Origin of the sequence: Brevibacillus sp. 7WMA2 (genome assembly GCF_010748895.1) — a bacterium.
In the GTDB taxonomy this organism is placed as follows: Bacteria; Bacillota; Bacilli; order Brevibacillales; family Brevibacillaceae; genus Brevibacillus_B; species Brevibacillus_B halotolerans.
In genome coordinates, this window is record NZ_CP048799.1 from 4,608,031 (window position 1) to 4,624,180 (window position 16,150).

The following is a 16,150-nucleotide window of genomic DNA, read 5'->3' on the forward strand; positions in this document are numbered from 1 at the left end:
TATGACAATGTTTTCGGGTATTCGTTTTGGAACCAATGACATTGAAGAGTTTAGCATTGAAGAGGTCAATAAGGTCGACCTCTTCAGACCCAAAAATTCGAAAAATGGTATATTGCAATACCACACCAATAATGGAAAATTTCTCGGACTATCAACCCTTGAGGATGTTTGGCAAAATTGGGGAAAGTTCGGTTTTATGCAGTTAGATCCCGTAAATGTGGTAAATCTATACGCAATAAAATATATAGTAGATGATTCATTTTCAATACGAGCATATTTTGAAGATGGGACATATGCTACAGTACCAAGGCCAAAATATAAGCAAATTGAACACTTGGGAATACCAAAAAGGGATCATCCAGATTAAATCGGATGACCCCTTTTTGGTATTTTAGGAATAGTATTATAATTTCTGTAGATTGGGATGTCAAGATAAATCGTCCCGGGTCAATTGTTGTACAAAAATCGCAAAATTCGACAAAAAATTCATTTGTTAAGTGATACCATTTTTTACAGAAATAAAATTTTAGTAAAGAAATATCTAAAACCACTTTATCACTCAAGATAGACTTTTAATACGAAGGGAGATCATTCGATGGTAGATTCTAAACAAATAAAAACCTCTAATTTAACCCAACAGGAAGTGGAGTGGGTTAAGGTGGTTCTTAAGTGTCAGGATGATGATCCCAAAGCTAAGGAATTGATTGAGAAAATAAAAAAAAGCCGTTCGCTATGGTATTATCCCCTTTGAGTAGACAGTGTAAAAAGCCCGCCCACCTGACGGTGGGTGGTACACTCTACTTGGAGGGGATTTCCTATGGCTAAAAAAGGTCAAAAATTCAAACGTTATTCCGAGGAGTTTAAGCTGAAGGCTGTAAATTTGTATCAAGAAAAAGGGATGTCTTATAAAGCGATAACTAAAGCATTAGGAATACCAAGTTCAACTCAGGTTAAGCAGTGGGTTCGAAAGTTCAATAGCGGAGAAGGGGTTATGGATAAACGAGGGAAGAGCCGTTCTGGTGACCACCCTTTTATTGGTCGTCCACGCACCAAATTTGCTACTGTGGAAGAAGAAAGAGATTATCTTAAAGCGCAGGTAGAATACCTAAAAAAGCGCAATCCGAATCTGCATCTGGGGGGAAGGTATGGAAAGTAAATCGGTTTTTAATCATAAATGAGCTACGTAAAAAATATCCCCTTACTTGGTTAGTGGAAATTGCGAGAGTGTCTCGATCCGGTTACTACAAATGGCTCAACGCAAAAGGAAAACCATCATTGAGACAAGAGCAGAATCAAAATCTGAAGGAACATCTAATAGCGATCCACCAAGCTCATCCATACTTCGGATATCCAAGAATGCAAATTGCATTAAGAAAGAAAGGATGGAATGTGAATCACAAACGAGTATACCGGTTGATGAAGGAGCTAAACCTTCGGTCTATTATCCGAAAGAAGAGACGTTATTTTGGTAAAACAGTATCTGTTATTCATCCTAATTTACTTAACCGTAAGTTTAAAACGGACAAGCCAAATCACTTGTTTGTAACAGATATCACCTTTGTATCGTTTCAAAATCGATTTTACTATCTCTCAGTCATCCAGGATCTCTATAACAACGAAGTTGTTAGTTGGAAGATTTCTCATCGAAATGACTTACAGCTCGTATTGGATACTGTGGAACAACTGAGCAAAAAAAGAGACGTGCAGGAAGCGATCCTGCATTCTGATCAGGGTTTCCAGTACACGTCTAAGCAGTACAATAAGCTAATAAAGGAACTTGGCATAAAAGGCAGCCACTCTCGCAAAGGAAACTGCCTCGATAACGCCTGCATTGAATCCTTTTTTTCGCATCTCAAAACCGAGACATTGTACTTTTCTGAGTGTAAAACAGAAGAAGAACTCTTTCAAGCCATAAAAAAATACATATGGTTTTATAACCATGAACGATTCCAGAAAAAATTAAACCAGTGTGCTCCGGTGGAATACCGAAACACACTGGCTGCTTAGGCTTTTTTAATACTGTCTACTTGACAGGGGTAAGACCACTATTTATTAGTTGAACGGTTTTTTGCTTTTAAACCCTCAGTAAAAATTCTTGCTTGGTTAATAATAATAGTTCTTTCCTCAGGTGGAAGCTGCATGAGGTCATCAAGTAATTCTTTGATTTCACCTGTTACGGTAGGGTCTTTAGTATAATCATAATTTTCTTCCTGTCTTCCTAACAAGTAATCAATCTTGACATTAAAAAAGTCAGCTAATTTTTGGAGGGTTTCATTATCTGGTTCTCGCTTATTTTGCTCATACATTGCATATGTAGTACGTGCAATACCAATTTTCAATGCGACATCTTCCTGACGCAAATTCCTTCTAATCCTTTGTTCTTTTAAGCGCTGACCTAACATATAAAGCACCTCCCATATTGTAATTATAGCTACACAAAGAGTGACATTAAATTCATGTCACGAAAAGTGTAATTAATCATTGATATGTCACGTGGTGTGTATTAAATTAGTAATTGAGATACACGATTCGTGACATTGCGGGAGGTGAACTATGAGACATTGGATGATTAAGAAACGTGTTGAACTCAATTTTACACAAGAACAAGTCGCTAACAGAGCTGATATTGCAAGAACAACTTATGCAATGATAGAACAAGAAAATCGTAGGCCAAGTGTTAATGTTGCTAAGAAAATAGCAAGAGTATTAGGAGTAGATTGGACAATTTTTTTTGAAGAGAAATATCACGATTCGCGTCATGGAACACAAAAACTAGCTTGAAAGCAGTTAAGGCTTCAAAGAAATACAAAGAGAACCGACCTATCGTAATCACATCCATTGAGACGCATTTCTCCATAAATAACAACGGATAGGACAAACTTCCCCACTCATACACATAGATACAGGGAGGGATAGAGATGATCGTTAGAAATTTTCCGCCAGAGGTTAACAAACTTGTGCACCAACTCTGCTGGAACGCCATCCAAAGGGCTAAACGAAATGGTACATATAAGCCCCCTGTAAAAGAAGAGAGCAGAGAAATTCAACAAGAAGTGACTGAAAATAATGCAGTTATTGCTTAACGCCCAGTATGGGCGTGATGGACAAGCTTTAAAAAGCCCCAGGTAAGCGCCTGAGGGAGAGCATGATGAAAGATGAACAAAATTCAATCATACATGACAAATATATCCAATAGGAGTGAGAACAAATGCCGAACATAGGATACGCCCGTCAACAGATAGGTCTTTACCTTAAACATTTTCGAATAAATAGCATGCAACCTAGTGTTCGGACTCAGGTTGCTCTGGGAATAGCCCTTGGAATCGATCAAAAAAGGGTAAGCAATATTGAATGTGGGTACGACGAACCTTCTATAAAACTAGCTGCCAAATGGTGCGAGATAACTGGATGGTATGAAGGATGGGATATGTTAACGCACATGTATCGACTTGATCCGTTTTCTCTTGCTCCAGTTGATCCAATTTTAAACCAAGACGTTTCAGATGCGATTTTAAACCTAAAAAAGCGTGATAGAGGCAGGAGAAGCAATTGGAGCTTTAGAGAAAGAGGAACCAAAGTTGAAAAGAATGGAGCTTAAAGGCGTTAGGCCTATGAGCATGTCTATGCAGAATCATCAAAAGCAGCTTATCGACTTAATACCTGCCGTTAAAACATTATTTTATTCCTTACAACGTTCTGGAAGAGCAAACATGGGAGAGGTTGGTTCTATGTGGAATAACGAGGCATTTCGGAATATGTAGCAATGCCTAAGGTAGAGGACCTTAAAACAAATATGGCGCTGTAGAGGAGGTGAGAAGATGAAAGAAATGCTGGATGGTCTGGATGAAGAGGAGTTGTATCACATCATAAATGGGATGCTGGATCTTTCTAAGATTAGTCTCAGAAATGGAGACACAGTTGATGCCAAGAAGAAGGAAATCATAGCTAAGAAGGTATCGGATATCAGGATAGCACGTCAGCATGAGCAAGCTAAACGAATCCTGGATAAGGAGGAAAAAAGGTGAGTATTGAGACTGCTAAACGAAGATTCTTGTTTTATCAGAGACTAATGGTCACAGCTAAAACAGATGGAGACACAGTTGCCTATGAAATCTATAAAGAGATTACTCGTGAGTTAGAAAAAACGATTAGAGAGCATGAAAAAACCGCCTGCGGCAAACAGACGGCATCTTAAAACATTTAACTATTTATTAGGATAGCAAAATAGCTATTTATAAACAAGGAGGAATATTCATGATCAGTTTAGATGATTTTGCAGAAGGAGCAGTGGCAGAAGCTTTTCGTATTGAGTTATCAAAAGTTCTTGCTAATATCGCTGATCCCAATACAGATGCTAATAAGGTCAGAAAGCTTTCTATCACAGTTGCTATCAAGGCTGATGAAAAACGAGATATTGCTGCTGTACAGGTACAAACCAAATCAACCTTGATTCCTGCAAGACCAATAGAAACTAAGTTAATCATGGATTATGACAACAATGGACAAGTCATTGGGCGCTGAATTGAAATCAGGCATGAAAGGTCAGACCTATATAACGCCTGATGGTGAAATTGCTGATGATAAAGGGAATGTAATTACAGATAACGTGGTTAGTTTTAAATAAAAATTGATATAGAGGAGTGTTTTGAATGTTGAAAAGTGCATTGGAATATTTAATCGGGTTAGGCAACGTAGAAATTCAGGATATTGGTGGACAAGCTTTTTCTACTCAGAAACTGCACCATGTTACGGCATCGGTTCCAGATCACATCCCAGTAAATAGCTTATCAGGGTTAATCGAATACATTAAATCAAGTTTTGACGGAGATAAAGAACTGATGGTTCATGTTGTTTCACCAACAGAAGTACAATGCTTCACTACATTTAATCGAGATTATCAAAGAAACTTCATGATTTGTGCAAAGGCAATGATTCCTCAATTTAGATTTGACAATTGGTATGATCCAGAAAATTTTAACATCAAATTACAATCTTGCTTTGTGGCTAATGAGGATAGAGACATTATGTTAAAGGTCGTTGGCAACATCAAGGAGGAAAGTGTAAACACCGTTGGTGACGATGGAGTTTCCCAAGCTGTGGTAGCTAAAACAGGTGTGGCAACTGTAGCAAATGTAAAAGTGCCTAACCCAGTATTACTTAAACCATACCGTACTTTTGTCGAAGTTGATCAACCAGAGAGTGATTTTATCTTCCGTATGAAATCTGGGCCAAGTTGCGCTTTGTTTGAAGCTGATGGAGGAGCGTGGAAGCTAGAAGCTATGAGAAATATTAAAGAATTTTTAGCAGAAAACCTACAAGAACAAGTGGAAACTCAAAAGGTAGTAATCATTGCTTAAAAAATAAAAAAATCCCCTGCTACCAACAGGGGATCCCGAAACAAAAATTTGTACCTCTACAATACCAAATAATCGGAGGTTGGACAAGCATGGAACGAAATATCAGAACCGTTCAAATGGAACTAAATGAACAAAATCGTGCTATCGAGCGCTTGTATACAGAAATTAGATCAACGGATGAAGACATGCGAGCTTTAGAAGAAAAGTTAAACAAGATCGGCAGAGAGCTTGCTGAAATGGAATCAACAAGAAGTGGTTTACAGGAAGAGTTACGGCGCCGTGAAGATTATGTAGCAGCCTTAGTACGGGAGGGAAAACATTATGCCAGCATTGCTTGATTTTCCGCAGTATGTGGAACGTACTGAACCAATAAGACAACGTTATAGAAGACGTGGAAATACGGCTTTCCACGAGCAAGCAGATTATTTGTTCAGACATTTAGACAGTCATATCGAGGAAATGTTGTACCTAAGAGACACGCTTGCAGATCGTTCTATGCATGAAAATAGACAAGCTGTTAAAGAACTTACAGAGCAACTCCTGAGTGGACTAGGGGAATGAGGCACACTTTTCCACTGCTTGAGATATATCGAGCTTTAAATGATAAACAAACATTAAAACGGTTTGCAATTGCATACATGCAACGGAATTTCCCGAATTGGAAGCCAGTCCAAATTATCAGTAATAAAGTACTTGCTGAATATATTGGACTTGGCGAGAAAGGGTGAATGAAATGTTAGCCCAACGCTTAGTAGATACAAAGAATATGGGATATGAGGAATGGCTTGAATATCGGCGTCTAGGCATCGGTGGTTCTGATGTAGCAGCTATTTGCCAGATGAGCCGTTATAGGTCACCAATGGCTGTATACGTCAAGCTCCTCCAGTAGAAGACAATCAAAAAATGAAAGCAGGACGTATGCTAGAGCCACTTATAGCTGAATGGTTTGCAGAAGATACAGGATATAAAGTATGGCGGCAAAATGCAATATTTCAGCATCCAGAATATGATTTTATGCTAGCTAATATTGACCGATGGCTACCAGGTCAAAATGCAGGATTAGAATGCAAGAACACGGCTGAGTATTGTCGGAATGATTGGTCAGGAACACAGGCTCCTACAGAATATATCCTTCAGTGCAATCACTACATGGCTGTTACAGGAGCAGATAGATGGTTTATAGCAGTGCTTATCGGTGGTTGGGATTTTCAGTGGCGAGTCATCGAACGAGATGATGAGTTAATCAAAAATCTAATTACGGTGGAACGTGAGTTCTGGAATAGCCATATAAAAGCAAAAGTACCTCCAGCATACTCTCAACAAGACACTGAGTATCTGAGTGACCAATATCTTGAATCTATCTCACGATCCATCATTGAACTTCCAGAAGACGCCTATGACAGTATACAGATGCTTTATCAAGCAAGGGCCGAAAAAAAAGATGCAATGAAACGCGAAGAAACAGCCGTGAACCAGATCAAAGGATACATGAAAAATCACGAATTAGCTTACTTTCAAAGTGAGTTAAAGTTCTCTTGGAAAACCGGAAAGAGAAGTAGAACATTCAGGGTTATCGGAGGAGACGAATAAGAATGACAACGGATAAAAAAGTAGATCAATCTAATATCTCAAAACAACTTGCTGCTAGAACGCAAACTAAAGGCGAAAATTTCAACATGATAATCAAAAAGGAGCTTGCAGATAACTTCCAAGCTATTAAATCAATCGTTCCAAAGCATATGACACCAGAGAGGCTTGCGAGAATAACACTAACAGCAATCAGTCGCACTCAAAAGTTAGCTGATTGCACGCCAGCATCAATAGTAGGAGCTGTAATGAATTGTGCAACGCTTGGACTTGAACCTAATTTAATGGGACATGCGTACCTTGTTCCATTTAAGGATAACGAAACTGGAAGATGGGAATGCCAATTCCAAATCGGTTACAAAGGGCAGATCGACTTGATACGGCGCACAGGTGATGTATCAAAAATCTATGCAGAAACAGTGTACGAAAACGATTTGTTTATCTACTTAAAAGGCGAAGATAAGAGGTTGGTTCATGTCCCGTTCGACATGTTACATCTACTAGAAAATTTTCAGCCTAATAAGGATGACTTCTTAGAAATCATGATGGATCAAGCAATTACCCGTATCAAAGAACGGAATCCTAAAGATGAAGGAAAAGCAGTCAGATATTATTCAGCTTACAAGTTAAAGGACGGCGCATTTGATTTTTTTACTCTCACAGCAGAGCAATGTCAGCAACACGCTACGAAACATTCGAAGTCAAAGAAAAACGATAAGCTCGTGGGGCCATGGGTAAATCACTTTGATGCTATGGCAAAGAAAACATGCATTAAAGAAATGGCAAAATACATGCCTATCAGTATTGAAGTACAAGAAAAATTAGCTCTTGATGAAGCAGTGTTGAAACCGCGTAGGGATAACGGAAGTGAATCAGACAATATCTTTGATGCAGATTACAAAGTGATAGAAGTAGAGGAAGAAACGAAACCAGATACACAAGAAGAATCAGCATAAGAATGGGGTTGATCACATGGGAATGTTTGATGAAGTAAGAGCCGTACCAAAGCCAGATTACAAGCGTAGAACAAAAAAACGGGTAGATCAGGGGAGAATTACTCCCCAGGTCTACAAAGAAGTAATGGTGCGAGACAAAGGGCGTTGTGTGCTGTGTGGTAAGACGACATGGTTACAAGCACACCACATCATTTTTAGAAGCGAGGGAGGCACTGGAGAGGCCCATAACCTCGCCTTAGCTTGCGGACCATCTACTCAAACAGGCACGTGCCATTGGAAGGCTCACCACACGAAAGAAGGGCGTCAAGCGTTTCGGAATTATCGAGAGAAAGTATTGCTCCCGTACTACACAAATGGAGCGTCGTAGAGGTGAGGACATGATCAAATGGCTGAGACTTTATCCAGAAATATTAGTTGACCCGAAATTACGAAGATTAAACGCAACACAGAAATGGTTATGGATTGCAGCTATGTGTGAGGCATCTAATTCAACAGATCGAGGTCGGTTGTTCATTGCCGATGGCATTGAATACACCGATCAAGATTTAGCCCATGTTGCTGGCCTAACAGCGTCAGAATTAGATCAAGCGAATGGTTTTATTGAAATGTGTGTCACGCTCAAAATGATGGAGCGTCACGTCGATGGTAGCGTGACATTGATCAACTTCATGAATCGACAATATGAAAAGCCATCTGATAAACCAGAGAACACAAGAGAGAGAAAAAGGAAACAACGCGCTAAAGAAGCAGAAGAGAAGAAAAAGCAGAAAGAGTCAGAAGAGAAAAAAGCTAATGATGACGCTGGTTCTACTGATTCTAAGCGTGACGGTCACGAAGTAAAAGAAGGCAAGTCACAAGATGTCACGCCAAGTCACGCTATATATACAGATACAGATTCATATACAGAATCAGAAATATATACAGATAATACACCACCTCCTAAATCCTCCTGCGAGGTGGTGGAGGTAGGTGGTAGAGATTTATACGTATACAACAGTACCTTTGACCAATACAAAAAATATTTCGTTTTCGAGCCAACTTTCATCATGACGGAACTCTTACATAGTTACCTCGATGACGGAATAGAAATGTCAGCTATTGCTTGGGCCATGAGAGAGGCAGCAGAGAAAGGAAAGGATTGGAACTATTGCAAGGGCATTATTAATAAATTCCCATCAAGAGGCATTAAAACAGCCGAACACGCTGAACTAAATAAGCAAGATCATGAGCGTTCCAAAGCAGAGAGGGCTAACCATTTGCAAGTTGTACAAGGCAAAAAAGGATATGGCAATAGACCAGTTCTGCAAGACAAATACCCAGCTGCTGTTCAACGCCAGATAGATCGAGAGCAACAGGAACAACCAACACGCGTTACACAAAAGCAAACGATCATGGATGATCCCGAGCTGAAAGAATTATACGAATCACTAAGACAACCAAGGAGGAATCAAGCATGAATCAACTAGTCTTTATTCAAAACAATCAGGTGTTCACAGATAGTCTAAAAATCGCAGAGGTCTTTAGAAAATCCCACGACAATGTAATGCGTGATATCCGAAATCAAATGGAAAAATTGATTGAAGCTGGTGAGAAAGAATGGGGTACCCTCAACTTTTTGAGGAGACCCATTACATACACCCTCAAAACAAGCAAATGTATCCTAAATACAATCTAACAGAAGATGCTTTTGCTCTAGTAGCCATGAGTTATGTAACACCAGAAGCAATGAAAATGAAAATTCGCTTCTTAAAACAATTCAAACAGATGAAAGAAAAATTAAATCAAAACAAAGTGGTTCCTTTGAATGATCGACAAGCTCTTATTCAATCTCTCAAACTCACAGCAGAAATGGTTGAGGAAATGGAAGAGGTTAAAAGCATTACACAAACACACGGTCAAAAACTCAGTGAACTAGAGTATAAGGTAGAAAGGCAAATTACGTTGGATAGTGGTCAACAGCGTAATTTACAAAAAGCAATTGCTCGAAAAGTGTACGAGCTGGAAATAGATCAAGAACGCAGAAGTGAATTATTTCGACAACTGCATCGAGAGATAAAAGATCGTTGGGGAGTATCGAGTTACAAGGATGTACGTCGTAAGGAGTTAGAGCAAGTTTTACGTTATGTTGATGCTTGGATGCCACGTAAGGTTTCTTAAAACTAACAATGGCGTAGACCTTTGGCAAATAAAAAAATCGGAGAGTGAGGATTGATGGATACACAGGACAATCAAATAGTTAAATAAATATTGAACAAAGAGCAACTAGATTGGCAGAAACAAGTCATTCGTGAGGAGATGGACACTGATGTTAAATGATACTGATTTTAAACCATTTAAAGAGAACAATATTGATCTGGAACCACTTTTCGAAAGGCAGCGCCTACTAAATGATTACATCATCAAGAAAAAAGGATTGGAAGATCAAGACCTATGGGATAACACAATCCTTGCTTTAAGAGTTGAGCTATCTGAGTTTGCTAATGAAGTAAGGTGCTTTAAGCACTGGTCTGATAAACCTATGAATCGAGATAGGGCGCTTGAAGAGGCAGCCGATACTCTTCATTTCTTCCTATCCTTAGGGATACATCTAGGCATACCGGATAAATGGGATTGTAACGTTCAAAGAACTTTAAGGGGATCTGATGCTACTGATTTGTTCAACCGTATCTTTGACAAGCTATCAACAAAAATGGATGAATGGGATTTCTTCGATGCTATTGCAGACTTTATAGCATTAATCTACATGCTTGGATTCACATGGTATGAAATCACCGAAGCCTATATAGATAAATGGCAAATCAATATCTAACGTTCAGGAGAGTGGGGTAGCTTCTGATTCCAATCAAACTTCAACGGTTGCCCAACAAAACGGTAATTGACGACCAAACTACGAGATCAACTCATAGAGAAGAAAAGAAGGCAAAGAGTACGAGCATAAATATGATTGGAGTACTTACGGGATGTAAAGGGCAAGCAACCAAAAGCAGAGTTTGATGTAATAACCGCGGCTCGCTCTTCGCTTATATTAGTCGGAGTCCAAGACTGAATACTTTATTGGTGAAGTTGTATCAACACTACCTACAGTCACATCCAAAAAATCCTGTGCATCCACGGTAGCATGCTTCTTTATTTGGACTTTGTGCACAGAATATCTTGCAGAAAGGCCAAACAGTCCAACAGTACAAATAATCAGACCAACCGCATTCATCAGGCGGGGGTGGAAGTGGTAGGGAGCATGGTCGTTTGAAGCAGTAGTTTCCAGTAGGATAGTGTATACAACAGTACTCTGAATATCCTGTAGGAGAACTGGGATCTGGTTCGCAATATCCACAGGTTATGGGACAGTCTCGATTTAAATACTTGCAATTACATTGCCTTATGCAATCAGACCTTGCTTGTTTATTCTCCAAACGGAAGCATTCCTGAACGCAGGATAGGTGATTTGAGAAAACTTGCGGCATCTGTATAGCTTCTATTGGTTGACTTGGAGTGATAGCCATTTGGTGGTTTTCACAAATTGGCGGTGCTGGATACCCATATTTTAAAGGATAAATTGGTTGTATCGAATTTATCTGTGGTACTTGCTGTGCTTTTGCTCCGGTCTTCCGATTATAAAAATTATAATTTTCTTGGTTCTTAATCATAAATACCTCCAATTGCCCAAGATTTAGAATAACTTATGAGCAATTAACCGAGATGGATTGGATAGGTGCCTATTTATTTAGAAATTATTAATTATTTAGCTATGCTCAGGCGTTGCGAGTTGGGAGTAACGACAACTTCAGATACGACGAAAGAAGATGTAAATATCAAGGACTCACATTTGTCATACATCGGACATTCCCTATAGGTTAGTGGTAAAAGCCTAAACAGGGCGTAGTAGGAGAAAGCGTGAAACAGGAAACGAACTTATGGCCATGCTCCGGTCGGACAATATTAGGCTGTAAATATGACCCTATGATTCTTTCGTCATCTCCCATAAACAATGTTATCAGTTGGATCGAAAATCGAAATGTCTGCAGCGATGTCAAGCGGCTGTGGCCAATCAACTAACACATAAAAATTAACTTCACCGTCGGACGGTGTAATGTTCTGCACGGTAATACTTGCGCTCCCAAAAATTCGATTAAAAGCCGCACCAAATATACCACCTAAAGGTCGTGCTTGGCTAACTGAAATGTGGATAACTGAGTCGCGTGTAATATCAGGATTTGCTAAACGAAGGTGGACACGCCCTCTTCTTTGGGGCACATGCAGGCGAACAGTATACTTATACATTTTCAATCTCTCCTTCTACTTGTGAATAACTGATATGTGTGTACCATCATATGGAAGTCAGAAGGAGTATGATACTTGCCCATCTTATGTTTGGGCGCAGGAGTGACGAGGCTCAGGCGCTGCGAGAGTATCAAATAATAAGCATATGCAAATGTGTTAGCTGAAAATATTGCATTCTCTTATTTCTAGCTCTCTCGACAGTTTAAGCAAGAAATAGCAGAGTTTCATTCGCGGAAAAAAATTTAATATTTTCAATTATATTTATACTCTTTTAACTTTACTAAATTTTATTTACCATTATAATCAATAATTACCATGGTAAAATTTATAAACGGAGGTTAAAATTATGAAAAAGATTTTTGCACTATTCTTTACTGTCGCAATGTTGTTTGGTGCTGTTTTACCTACTTTGACGCCTAATACGGCACAAGCAACTGGTCTCACTCTTTATATGTATCTATTGGAAGGATATGAAGATGCAAAAGAAGAAGGCGAGGAAACTGGCAATCATGAAGTTGTAGATGATAAAAGAGTTTTGCCGACTAAAGGAGATAGATTGTCTTCAAAAGATTTAGTTAAAAAAGGTGAGTTAGTGCAACGTAGATACTATGATCACACCGGTAAAGCCGATATGGATATTGACTATACTAATCATGGAAACGCAAAAGAGCATCCAAAAGTACCTCATAGACATGATTGGAATTGGAAGAATACTCCTCCAAGAGGAGATGGGTACTAGAAGTACCAGAACCACCAAATGGTGGTTCTTCAGCGTGTAGACAAAATACCGAAAGGTATGGAGGTCTGCACGCTTTTTTGTTGAATGTATGAATATAGCAGAAAGGAGTGAGTTACTTGTTAAAAAGACAAGATGCAGAAGGCCGTTACCAACTGTCCTTTGTTTCGTTAGATGAACTTGTCCCTTCTGATCATTTAGTTCGTAAAATTGAGAAAGCAATTGATTTTACTTTTATATATGATCTTGTAAAAGACAAATATTCGGAAGATAATGGGAGACCAAGTATCGACCCTGTTGTGCTAATAAAGATCGTATTTATTCAATATTTATTTGGTATAAAATCTATGCGTCAGACAATTAAAGAACTGGAAACGAATGTAGCTTATCGGTGGTTTATCGGTTATGACTTCACTCAACCAGTACCTCATTTCTCTACCTTCGGTAAAAATTATGCTCGCCGTTTTCAAGATACAGATCTCTTTGAAACCATTTTTGCACATATTCTTGGAGAAGCTCTTAAGCATCGATTTGTTAATTCTTCTGTTATGTTTATTGATTCTACTCACGTAAAGGCTAATGCGAATAAGAAGAAATACAGAAAGACCATAGTTGAACAAGAACCTAAAAAATATCTATCTTATTTAGAAGAAGAATTAAATCAGGATAGGATCGATCACGGAAAGAAACCCTTGCCAAAAAAGTCTGAGTCTATACAAAAGGAAGTGAAGTTGAGCACTACTGATCCTGATAGTGGTTGGTTTATTAAGGATGAAAAAGAAAGATTATTTGCATACTCCTTCCATGCCGCAAGCGATAAGAACGGATTTATATTGAGTGCAAAAGTAACAGCTGCTAACGTTCACGACAGTCAAATGTTTCAGGATGTATTAAATCAAGCTATTCATCAAGTAGGAAAACCCTATGCAGTAGCAGTAGATGCAGGCTATAAAACCCCTTATATTGCTAAAACCCTCATTACTTCTGGTATACGTCCTGCAATGCCATATACACGACCACGTACAAAGGAGGGATTCTTTAAGAAATACGAATATGCTTATGATGAATATTATGATTGCTATGTTTGCCCTGCAAATGAAGTATTGTCTTATGAGACAACAACCCGTGAGGGGTATCGAATATACAGATCGAATCCATCAATTTGCAAAGATTGTGCCTTTCGGAACCAATGTACAAATAGCAAGGATACAGTGAAAAAAATCAGTCGTCATATATGGGCAGAATATATAGAAGAAGCTGATCATCTTAGACATACACTCAAAAATAAGGAAATCTATTCAAAAAGAAAAGAAACGATTGAGCGAGTATTTGCAGATTTGAAGGAAAAGCATGGCTTGAGATGGACCACTTTACGAGGGATTAAAAAAGTGACCATGCAGGTGATGCTTGTTTTTGCTTCTATGAATTTAAAAAAGCTCGCTACGTGGCTTTGGAATCCTGAAAAGGAGAAGCGTAAGCTTCTTCAACTACTAACCTTTTACCAGCAAAAAATAAAACAAACTCCCCTTATAGCAGTAGCTTAAGAAGAGTTTGTCCACAGCCTGCAGAACCACCAAATGGTGGTTCTTTTCTTTAATTTAGTGTATAAAGGGTAATAGGCATTCACTTTATTGAGTTGATTTTAGATTGATTTATATCCCTATTTTGTGAGGAGAAATGTAATGGACTATACATACAAGCAATTTAAATCGGATTTACTAGACGGGAGAGAAGTGGAGTTTAAATATAAGGGAGACGATTATTCAATTACGAATACAAAAAACGGTTTTTGTTTTTGCAAATTTTACGAGGACAGTGTGTGTTTTACCACCCCTCAAGAACTTATTGATAAAGTTAGAATTGATGGGAAATCTTTTGAAGAAATTTTTAATTTAAATGAGTTTGCATTGGAAGTATTGTATTAAGAATCTAATTAGGCACATAAGCACCCAAGTGGTGCTTTTTCTTTTGCAAAACAAACTCAATAGGTGGTGGTGATAATGTAAATGGCTAGAGTAAGAAGTCCAAACCGCGACAAAGCCTTGGAGCTATGGCTCGAAAGTAGCGGAAATATTAGCAATCGAGAGCTTGCTGACCAACTAGGCGAAAAAGAAAAAACAATAAGCAACTGGAAAAGCCGAGACAAATGGAATGTAGTACTACAATCAGGTCAATGTAGTACTACAATGAAAAGTGAGTCAAACGCTGAGCTGTGTACTGAATCATGATGTTTTCCCACAACATATCAAGAGGGGACTTAGTTTCAATCTCTTCTATAATCTCGGCTACATCATCAGGGAAGTATCTACGAAAAAAGCCGTGGCTTACCGCGTTGCTGTTCCTCTTGGGTGCAGCTCCTCCGCGATTGCCTACGGCGTTTTTATTTCCCTCTGGTGCCCCAACCGATCCGGCAATTGCTAAACTGCGAGCTGGTTGGCGTGTGGATATCTTGGAGCGGAATGGCAAACAAACACAGTGGATTGTAACGTCTAGTAGTGCTCAAAGCAAAGGAATGGAATATATGATGGACCTTTCCTTGGAAAGTAGGTAAAGCCTATGCAACAAGCGATTAATCGATTAATTACCCAAGCGAGAAGTGGCATAAGTGATACCCAGATTGAATTTGGTGTTCTACAAAGCTATGTTCCTGTGGTCATTAAATTGGATGAGGACCCTGCGCCTCTAAAAGAGGTGGAGGATGATCTAGTATTTTTTAAGGATGAGCTATTCACAGAACTTCAATTGGGAGCAAAGTACGCTTTAATGCGATGCACCAATGGTCAATATTTGGTGCTAGGGGAGGTGCGGTAATGTTTCCAGTATTTGAAGAAGACAGGGAAGTGAAGGAGGAAAAGGAGACGACTCCATGGAGGTATAAAATGGATTGGTCTACTAGGCAGCTTGTCAAAGGAGCAGCAATTAGATGAATACCGTTTCTTGCAGTGGTTTTTACCTTGGTCTGATGGGGAATTTCTGGATGCTTGGGGAGTATTTTTAGTCTTATCCAGAAAAGAAAATGAACCAGACGATTTGTATTTACAACGATTAATGGAAAAGGCGGCCTCTGAAGAGGGGAGGGGCGCTGAATCTGACTACAAACGATGGATAAAAGAAGTCGTTAATGTAGGCGATCCGTTTATTTGGGGGGAAGCGCCAAACACTGTTCACATTGCTTTGATCAGTCAAGACGGGATGCCAGCAAGTGAGGAGCTTATTAAAAAGCCGTAGAAAAACAT

General features: G+C 39.0%; 30 protein-coding genes and 1 pseudogene. 29 read left to right on the plus strand and 2 right to left on the minus strand.

What is annotated here, in order from left to right:
* The first annotated feature begins 1 nt into the window (after position 1).
* The 3 genes from GOP56_RS19965 (at position 2) to GOP56_RS19975 (ending at position 2,007) form a co-directional block, all read left to right on the plus strand.
* A complete protein-coding gene (locus GOP56_RS19965; RefSeq protein ID WP_163246380.1) occupies positions 2-367 on the plus strand; it encodes a LytTR family transcriptional regulator DNA-binding domain-containing protein in 366 nt (121 codons plus the stop codon).
* A 228-nt stretch (positions 368-595) separates the two neighbouring features.
* The gene (locus tag GOP56_RS19970) at positions 596-751 is read left to right on the plus strand and encodes a hypothetical protein (protein ID WP_163246382.1); all 156 of its coding nucleotides are present in this window, start codon (positions 596-598) and stop codon (positions 749-751) included.
* A gap of 66 nt (positions 752-817) precedes the next feature.
* Positions 818-2,007 (plus strand): IS3 family transposase gene (locus GOP56_RS19975; RefSeq protein WP_163244441.1). Its coding sequence is split into 2 segments (ribosomal slippage): positions 818-1,106 and positions 1,106-2,007, totalling 1,191 coding nucleotides; the frame shifts between segments, so codons are not numbered across the junction.
* A gap of 38 nt (positions 2,008-2,045) precedes the next feature.
* On the opposite strand, the gene GOP56_RS19980 is transcribed toward GOP56_RS19975, so the two are convergent.
* Positions 2,046-2,402 carry a helix-turn-helix domain-containing protein gene (locus tag GOP56_RS19980; RefSeq protein ID WP_163246384.1) on the minus strand — a complete coding sequence of 119 codons (357 nt, stop codon included), beginning with the start codon at positions 2,400-2,402 and terminating at the stop codon, positions 2,046-2,048.
* A 151-nt stretch (positions 2,403-2,553) separates the two neighbouring features.
* Between GOP56_RS19980 and GOP56_RS19985 the strand changes: the two genes are divergently transcribed.
* The 19 genes and pseudogenes from GOP56_RS19985 to GOP56_RS20055 all read left to right on the plus strand — a co-directional run bounded on the left by GOP56_RS19985 (position 2,554) and on the right by GOP56_RS20055 (position 10,709).
* On the plus strand, positions 2,554-2,781 hold the full coding sequence (locus GOP56_RS19985; RefSeq protein WP_163246386.1) for a helix-turn-helix transcriptional regulator: 228 nt from the start codon (positions 2,554-2,556) through the stop codon (positions 2,779-2,781).
* 137 nt (positions 2,782-2,918) lie between these two features.
* Positions 2,919-3,083: a hypothetical protein gene (locus GOP56_RS23495; protein WP_174250692.1), complete on the plus strand. Its 165-nt coding sequence runs from the start codon at positions 2,919-2,921 to the stop codon at positions 3,081-3,083.
* 125 nt (positions 3,084-3,208) lie between these two features.
* Positions 3,209-3,598, plus strand: coding sequence for a helix-turn-helix domain-containing protein (locus tag GOP56_RS19990; RefSeq protein ID WP_163246387.1), 390 nt, complete (start codon positions 3,209-3,211; stop codon positions 3,596-3,598).
* 13 nt (positions 3,599-3,611) lie between these two features.
* Entirely contained in the window at positions 3,612-3,761 is a 150-nt protein-coding gene (locus tag GOP56_RS19995) for a hypothetical protein (protein WP_163246389.1), read from the plus strand.
* A 57-nt stretch (positions 3,762-3,818) separates the two neighbouring features.
* A complete protein-coding gene (locus GOP56_RS20000) occupies positions 3,819-4,025 on the plus strand; it encodes a hypothetical protein (RefSeq protein WP_031411286.1) in 207 nt (68 codons plus the stop codon).
* Positions 4,022-4,195 (plus strand): hypothetical protein, encoded by a 174-nt coding sequence (locus GOP56_RS20005; RefSeq protein ID WP_163246390.1) that lies wholly within the window; start codon positions 4,022-4,024, stop codon positions 4,193-4,195. The genes GOP56_RS20000 and GOP56_RS20005 overlap by 4 nt, the downstream gene beginning before the upstream one ends.
* A 59-nt stretch (positions 4,196-4,254) precedes the next feature.
* Positions 4,255-4,521, plus strand: a complete 267-nt coding sequence (locus tag GOP56_RS20010; protein WP_254068470.1) for a replication terminator protein — start codon at positions 4,255-4,257, stop codon at positions 4,519-4,521.
* A complete protein-coding gene (locus tag GOP56_RS24220) occupies positions 4,499-4,624 on the plus strand; it encodes a hypothetical protein (RefSeq protein WP_256379989.1) in 126 nt (41 codons plus the stop codon). The genes GOP56_RS20010 and GOP56_RS24220 overlap by 23 nt, the downstream gene beginning before the upstream one ends.
* A 25-nt stretch (positions 4,625-4,649) precedes the next feature.
* Complete coding sequence (locus tag GOP56_RS20015) at positions 4,650-5,357, plus strand: hypothetical protein (RefSeq protein WP_163246392.1); 708 nt, start codon at positions 4,650-4,652, stop codon at positions 5,355-5,357.
* Positions 5,358-5,446: 89 nt separating this feature from the next.
* Positions 5,447-5,695: a hypothetical protein gene (locus GOP56_RS20020; RefSeq protein WP_163246394.1), complete on the plus strand. Its 249-nt coding sequence runs from the start codon at positions 5,447-5,449 to the stop codon at positions 5,693-5,695.
* A complete protein-coding gene (locus tag GOP56_RS20025) occupies positions 5,679-5,918 on the plus strand; it encodes a hypothetical protein (RefSeq protein ID WP_163246396.1) in 240 nt (79 codons plus the stop codon). Before GOP56_RS20020 ends, GOP56_RS20025 begins: the two co-directional genes overlap by 17 nt.
* On the plus strand, positions 5,915-6,085 hold the full coding sequence (locus tag GOP56_RS23500) for a hypothetical protein (RefSeq protein WP_174250693.1): 171 nt from the start codon (positions 5,915-5,917) through the stop codon (positions 6,083-6,085). The genes GOP56_RS20025 and GOP56_RS23500 overlap by 4 nt, the downstream gene beginning before the upstream one ends.
* A gap of 5 nt (positions 6,086-6,090) precedes the next feature.
* Complete coding sequence (locus tag GOP56_RS24055; protein WP_254068471.1) at positions 6,091-6,246, plus strand: YqaJ viral recombinase family protein; 156 nt, start codon at positions 6,091-6,093, stop codon at positions 6,244-6,246.
* A gap of 14 nt (positions 6,247-6,260) precedes the next feature.
* On the plus strand, positions 6,261-6,947 hold the full coding sequence (locus tag GOP56_RS20030) for a YqaJ viral recombinase family nuclease (RefSeq protein ID WP_254068473.1): 687 nt from the start codon (positions 6,261-6,263) through the stop codon (positions 6,945-6,947).
* Positions 6,948-6,949: 2 nt separating this feature from the next.
* Entirely contained in the window at positions 6,950-7,900 is a 951-nt protein-coding gene (locus tag GOP56_RS20035) for a recombinase RecT (protein ID WP_163246398.1), read from the plus strand.
* A gap of 16 nt (positions 7,901-7,916) precedes the next feature.
* A complete protein-coding gene (locus tag GOP56_RS20040) occupies positions 7,917-8,267 on the plus strand; it encodes an HNH endonuclease (protein ID WP_163246399.1) in 351 nt (116 codons plus the stop codon).
* Positions 8,268-8,277: 10 nt separating this feature from the next.
* Complete coding sequence (locus tag GOP56_RS20045) at positions 8,278-9,357, plus strand: DnaD domain protein (RefSeq protein ID WP_163246401.1); 1,080 nt, start codon at positions 8,278-8,280, stop codon at positions 9,355-9,357.
* Positions 9,354-10,057 (plus strand): annotated as a pseudogene (locus GOP56_RS20050) (Rha family transcriptional regulator). Before GOP56_RS20045 ends, GOP56_RS20050 begins: the two are co-directional and overlap by 4 nt.
* 148 nt (positions 10,058-10,205) lie before the next feature.
* Positions 10,206-10,709 (plus strand): dUTP diphosphatase, encoded by a 504-nt coding sequence (locus tag GOP56_RS20055; RefSeq protein ID WP_163246403.1) that lies wholly within the window; start codon positions 10,206-10,208, stop codon positions 10,707-10,709.
* A gap of 1,160 nt (positions 10,710-11,869) precedes the next feature.
* On the opposite strand, the gene GOP56_RS20060 is transcribed toward GOP56_RS20055, so the two are convergent.
* A complete protein-coding gene (locus GOP56_RS20060) occupies positions 11,870-12,178 on the minus strand; it encodes a hypothetical protein (RefSeq protein ID WP_163246404.1) in 309 nt (102 codons plus the stop codon).
* Between the two features lie 346 nt (positions 12,179-12,524).
* Between GOP56_RS20060 and GOP56_RS20065 the strand changes: the two genes are divergently transcribed.
* From GOP56_RS20065 to GOP56_RS24070, 7 genes are all read left to right on the plus strand, one after another.
* The gene (locus GOP56_RS20065) at positions 12,525-12,917 is read left to right on the plus strand and encodes a hypothetical protein (RefSeq protein ID WP_163246406.1); all 393 of its coding nucleotides are present in this window, start codon (positions 12,525-12,527) and stop codon (positions 12,915-12,917) included.
* A 116-nt stretch (positions 12,918-13,033) separates the two neighbouring features.
* Positions 13,034-14,458: an IS1182 family transposase gene (locus GOP56_RS20070; protein WP_163245454.1), complete on the plus strand. Its 1,425-nt coding sequence runs from the start codon at positions 13,034-13,036 to the stop codon at positions 14,456-14,458.
* Positions 14,459-14,596: 138 nt separating this feature from the next.
* A complete protein-coding gene (locus GOP56_RS20075; RefSeq protein WP_022583972.1) occupies positions 14,597-14,839 on the plus strand; it encodes a hypothetical protein in 243 nt (80 codons plus the stop codon).
* Positions 14,840-14,920: 81 nt separating this feature from the next.
* On the plus strand, positions 14,921-15,142 hold the full coding sequence (locus tag GOP56_RS20080; RefSeq protein ID WP_254068478.1) for a phage terminase small subunit-related protein: 222 nt from the start codon (positions 14,921-14,923) through the stop codon (positions 15,140-15,142).
* 137 nt (positions 15,143-15,279) lie between these two features.
* Complete coding sequence (locus GOP56_RS20085; RefSeq protein WP_163246408.1) at positions 15,280-15,465, plus strand: hypothetical protein; 186 nt, start codon at positions 15,280-15,282, stop codon at positions 15,463-15,465.
* 5 nt (positions 15,466-15,470) lie between these two features.
* Positions 15,471-15,725 (plus strand): hypothetical protein, encoded by a 255-nt coding sequence (locus GOP56_RS20090; protein ID WP_163246410.1) that lies wholly within the window; start codon positions 15,471-15,473, stop codon positions 15,723-15,725.
* Positions 15,726-15,815: 90 nt separating this feature from the next.
* Positions 15,816-16,142, plus strand: a complete 327-nt coding sequence (locus GOP56_RS24070; protein ID WP_254068479.1) for a baseplate J/gp47 family protein — start codon at positions 15,816-15,818, stop codon at positions 16,140-16,142.
* The last annotated feature ends 8 nt before the right edge of the window (positions 16,143-16,150 follow it).